Origin of the sequence: Vibrio sp. V38_P2S17PM301 (genome assembly GCF_009904845.1) — a bacterium.
Classification (GTDB): Bacteria; Pseudomonadota; Gammaproteobacteria; order Enterobacterales; family Vibrionaceae; genus Vibrio; species Vibrio proteolyticus.
Map to the genome: position 1 here is coordinate 1 of NZ_WXWO01000101.1, position 4,091 is coordinate 4,091.

The 4,091-nt window shown below is 48.1% G+C and carries 4 protein-coding genes; 3 read left to right on the forward strand and 1 reads right to left on the reverse strand.

Going from position 1 to position 4,091, the window contains the following annotated elements:
- Positions 1–162: 162 nt before the first annotated feature.
- The 3 genes from CAG64_RS21495 to CAG64_RS21505 all read left to right on the forward strand — a co-directional run bounded on the left by CAG64_RS21495 (position 163) and on the right by CAG64_RS21505 (position 2,864).
- Positions 163–1,239: a fimbrial protein gene (locus tag CAG64_RS21495; protein WP_161488987.1), complete on the forward strand. Its 1,077-nt coding sequence runs from the start codon at positions 163–165 to the stop codon at positions 1,237–1,239.
- Between the two features lie 157 nt (positions 1,240–1,396).
- Complete coding sequence (locus CAG64_RS21500; RefSeq protein WP_161489358.1) at positions 1,397–2,389, forward strand: fimbrial protein; 993 nt, start codon at positions 1,397–1,399, stop codon at positions 2,387–2,389.
- Positions 2,390–2,438: 49 nt separating this feature from the next.
- Positions 2,439–2,864: a hypothetical protein gene (locus tag CAG64_RS21505; RefSeq protein ID WP_161489359.1), complete on the forward strand. Its 426-nt coding sequence runs from the start codon at positions 2,439–2,441 to the stop codon at positions 2,862–2,864.
- 615 nt (positions 2,865–3,479) lie between these two features.
- On the opposite strand, the gene CAG64_RS21510 is transcribed toward CAG64_RS21505, so the two are convergent.
- The coding region (locus CAG64_RS21510; RefSeq protein WP_237668442.1) for a GGDEF domain-containing protein at positions 3,480–4,091 on the reverse strand (612 nt) is incomplete at its 5' end.

Consider the following 4,091-nt stretch of genomic DNA (forward strand, 5'->3'; position numbering starts at 1 on the left):
ATTCCGCCAAGACAGTCACGTTTCCGCTTTATGCCCGTTACATTAAGACCGGAAACAAAATCACCGCCGGGCGGGCTGACGGGAGGCTAACATTTACGGTGAGTTACAAATAGCATGAGAGTTTTAGCTGCAATGTCACGGCTGCAACAGCAGAGAAGTGATATGAATATTTTCGTACGTATTCTAGTGAGCGTTTTTGTACTTATTGCCTTGAGTCCTGCGGCTTATGCCACGTGCAAAATCACCCAAGGACCAATTGAATTACCGGAAATGACCCTGTCAACGACCGTATCTGCTGGCAATGATTTACCGGTGGGAGGAGAGTTATTTTCAGTGGTTGGCGGGGTGTATGTAGACAAAGCTGCCCGGGTTGAATGTACCACCACCGGTCAGTTTTATTCTGGGTTCAAAGTGTCAAATATCCGGTATGGTATTGCCAGCGTCCAGCCAGGCACGAATGAAAACCAGCTGGTTTATAACACCATGCTCCCGGGAGTTGGTATCCATACCGCCAAAAACAAGACATGGGCAGATTGTTCATCAACAACTATTTGTTATTGGCCTCAAGTTGGATTAATGAGAGTAGCAGGTTACAGGTTCGTGAAAACCGGTCCCATCACGCCAGGTGTTATTGACCTGTCGACGATTCCGATAAGCCGCCATACGACGGGGCAGGTCGGTGCCATGGTGGAATATGGCGGTGTTCGCCTGAAAGGGACACTGCGGGTTACGGTTCCGACCTGTGTAATTCAGCCGGCAGATAAAAAGGTTAATCTGGGAACCTTTGATATCAACAGTGACTTCTCGGGAACAGACAACGCCACGGCCTGGGTAAATACCGGCGGTATCGTCCTGAATTGTCCCGCAGTCAGTGGTAGGCAGGTTTCCACTATAGAATGGAATGACCGTGATGGCTATACCAAGGTACCGGCACGAACGGCCAATACCTACACGATAGCATTTTCCCGAACCAGTAACACAATAGCGGACGCTGCCCGGGGCATTATCGCCATTGACAGTGCTTCTGCTGGGACAGCGTCCGGTGTCGGGATACAGCTTTCCAGCAAGCCCGGTACGGCAGGGATAATAAACCTTGATAGTGCACATGTCGCTAACCTTCCGCTGAATTCCGCCAAGACAGTCACGTTTCCGCTTTATGCCCGTTACATTAAGACCGGAAACAAAATCACCGCCGGGCGGGCTGACGGGAGGCTAACATTTACGGTGAGTTACAAATAGCATGAGAATTTTAGCTGCAATGTCACGGCTGCAACAGCAGAGAAGTGATATGAATATTTTCGTACGTATCCTTGTGAGCGTTTTTGTACTTATGGCTGTGAATTCTGCGGTCTATGCATCGTGTAGTATCACCCAAGGGTCAGGTGCATTACCGGAAATGACCCTGTCAACGACCGTATCTGCCGGCAATGATTTACCTGTAGGAGGGGTGTTATTCGCTGTACAGCCCGGACAGTACAGTATGGGAAGCCCAAATGGCTTCCTGGTTCAATGTACCACCACCGGTCAGTTTTATGTCGGGGACAAAGTATTAAATGTCCGATACGGTATTGCCAGTGTACAGCCAGGTACGAATGTACAAACCCGGGTTTATAACACCTCACTTCCGGGGGTGGGCGTCAGAACAGCGCGAGACTATACAATAACCGTAACAAACTGTTCGAATTTTAATATCTGTGGCTACCCCAATATTACCGAAAATACACTAACCAGGGCGTTAGGCTACACATTTATTAAAACCGGCCCCATCACGCCAGGTGCCATCGACCTGTCAACGATCCCGGTGGCCCGCAGTACAATGGGACAATACGGGGCAATGACGATATACGGCGGTGTTCGCCTGAAAGGGACACTGCGGGTCACAGTTCCGACCTGCACAATTCAGCAGGCAGATAAAAAGGTTAATCTGGGAACCTTTGATATCAACAGTGACTTCTCGGGAACAGACAACGCCACGGCCTGGGTAAATACCGGCGGTATCGTCCTGAACTGTCCCGCAGTCAGTGGTCGGCAGGTTTCCTATATCGAATGGGATAACCGTGATGGCTATACCAAGTTACCGGCACGAACGGCCAATACCTACACGATAGCATTTTCCCGAACCAGTAACACAATAGCGGACGCTGCCCGGGGCATTATCGCCATTGACAGTGCTTCTGCTGGGACAGCGTCCGGTGTCGGGATACAGCTTTCCAGCAAGCCCGGTACTGCAGGGATCATTAATCTTGATAGTGCACATGTCGCTAACCTTCCGCTGGATTCCGCCAAGACAGTCACGTTTCCGCTTTATGCCCGTTACATTAAGACCGGAAACAAAATCACCGCCGGGCGGGCTGACGGGAGGCTAACATTTACGGTGAGTTACAAATAGCATGAGAGTTTTAGCTGCAATGTCACGGCTGCAACAGCAGAGAAGTGATATGAATATTTTCGTACGTATCCTTGTGAGCGTTTTTGTACTTATTGCAGAGAGTTCTGTGGCTTATGCCACGTGTAGTATCACACAAGGGTCAAGTGCATTACCGGAAATGACCCTGTCAACGACCGTATCTGCTGGCAATGATTTACCTGTGAGTGGGGTGTTATTTAATGTGGCTCCCCGAAAATACAGCCTGGGAAGCCCAAGAGGCTTCTTGATTAACTATGCCTTATCAGCTTTCGGAACGGGGCATACTATCGAAACACCATTTTCTGAACAGTGCAGCAAGTTGTTTTTAGGTGTGATCTCTAAAATACGTATAAAGGTAAAAACTTATATGCATAAATTAACGAAATTCATTAGCCTCCGAACCATTATCATAGGTAGCATTCTGCTCTTTTTCTCTCTCTGGAGTACCGAATCATGAGATGCCAGCAGACTTTATGTGTACGTGGGAGAAACCCCAACTACACTTTCAAATGAACCAATTCAGGCTGTTATCTCTACACCACTCCGGATGTCACAGTGGACCTAGGGACATGGAAAGTTAACCACTTCACCGGAAAAGGGGCCGCCACCGATTGGAGGGATGCCAGCCTGGTACTGAGCAATTGCCTTTGTTTTCATGGCTATGATGCCAGTCATATCAAGGGGTATGGCACAGCCATTAGTTATAACTCGTCGTCAACCCTCAATCGCTGGCGTCTAACTTTATACCCCCAGAACGGAACCGTCGACATTGTAAATGGGATTATGTCCATTGACCGTGCCGTGCAGCATGCTGCCAGCGGAGTGGGTATTTAGTTAGGATACGGCTCTATAACTAGCGCTGCCAGTAATCTGGTTGATTTCAATATCAGTAAAGCAGGCATCATACCTGCCACAGGCGTAAGCGCTATCACCATTCCACTGGCGGCCCGTTATATTCAGACGGGAGAGAGGGTCACACCAGGGCGTGCGGACGGGAAGCTGACATTTACCATCAGGTATAGATAACTTCATCGAGGGACTATCTAAGACGTGAAAGCATGCTCCATGTTTATTATTCGTATAGGCTCCAGCAATTTCGTCCATTGTTTTTACTGTTGTAAAGAGCCTGATCGGCTCTCATGAACATCGTTTCTTCAGAATCCAACTGTGTTGTTGCACCTAAGCTAAGCGTAACTGTGGCGCCAGGCTCTCTCCATCGGGTTCGAACCATTCTTTTGTTAATCCTTGACAAAATGCGACGGAGGATTGGTTTCGATGTATCGAGAATGCAGGCAAATTCATCTCCACCAATTCGATAAACGCTATCTTCCCCAACCTCCTCTTGCAGCAGTGCGGCCACACGCTTAAGCACTGCATCGCCAAAGAGGTGTCCGTAGCTGTCATTGATCTGCTTAAAATTATCAATATCGATCAATACCAAGTTAAAAGGGAGTTTCTGTTCACATTGCCGTTCAATATCCTCATCAAATGCCCGGCGATTGAATACGCCAGTCAAAGGATCTACTCGAAGAGAAGAACGATACTGCTTCTCTATTTTCTCAAGACTTTTTTCTACAAACCAAGCTTGTGAAGACCCTGGCATAAGGCTTCTTTGAGTTCTGTTCTTATATAGCTCTAGGCGCCGTTCAACAAAGCGTAGTTCTTGCTTGAATATACGAAGTAG

Bases quoted from the DNA above. Each gene is read 5' to 3' on its own strand.
- CAG64_RS21495 (WP_161488987.1), top strand. From the start codon at position 163: ATGAATATTTTCGTACGTATTCTAGTGAGCGTTTTTGTACTTATTGCC.
- CAG64_RS21500 (WP_161489358.1), top strand. From the start codon at position 1,397: ATGACCCTGTCAACGACCGTATCTGCCGGCAATGATTTACCTGTAGGA.
- CAG64_RS21505 (WP_161489359.1), top strand. From the start codon at position 2,439: ATGAATATTTTCGTACGTATCCTTGTGAGCGTTTTTGTACTTATTGCA.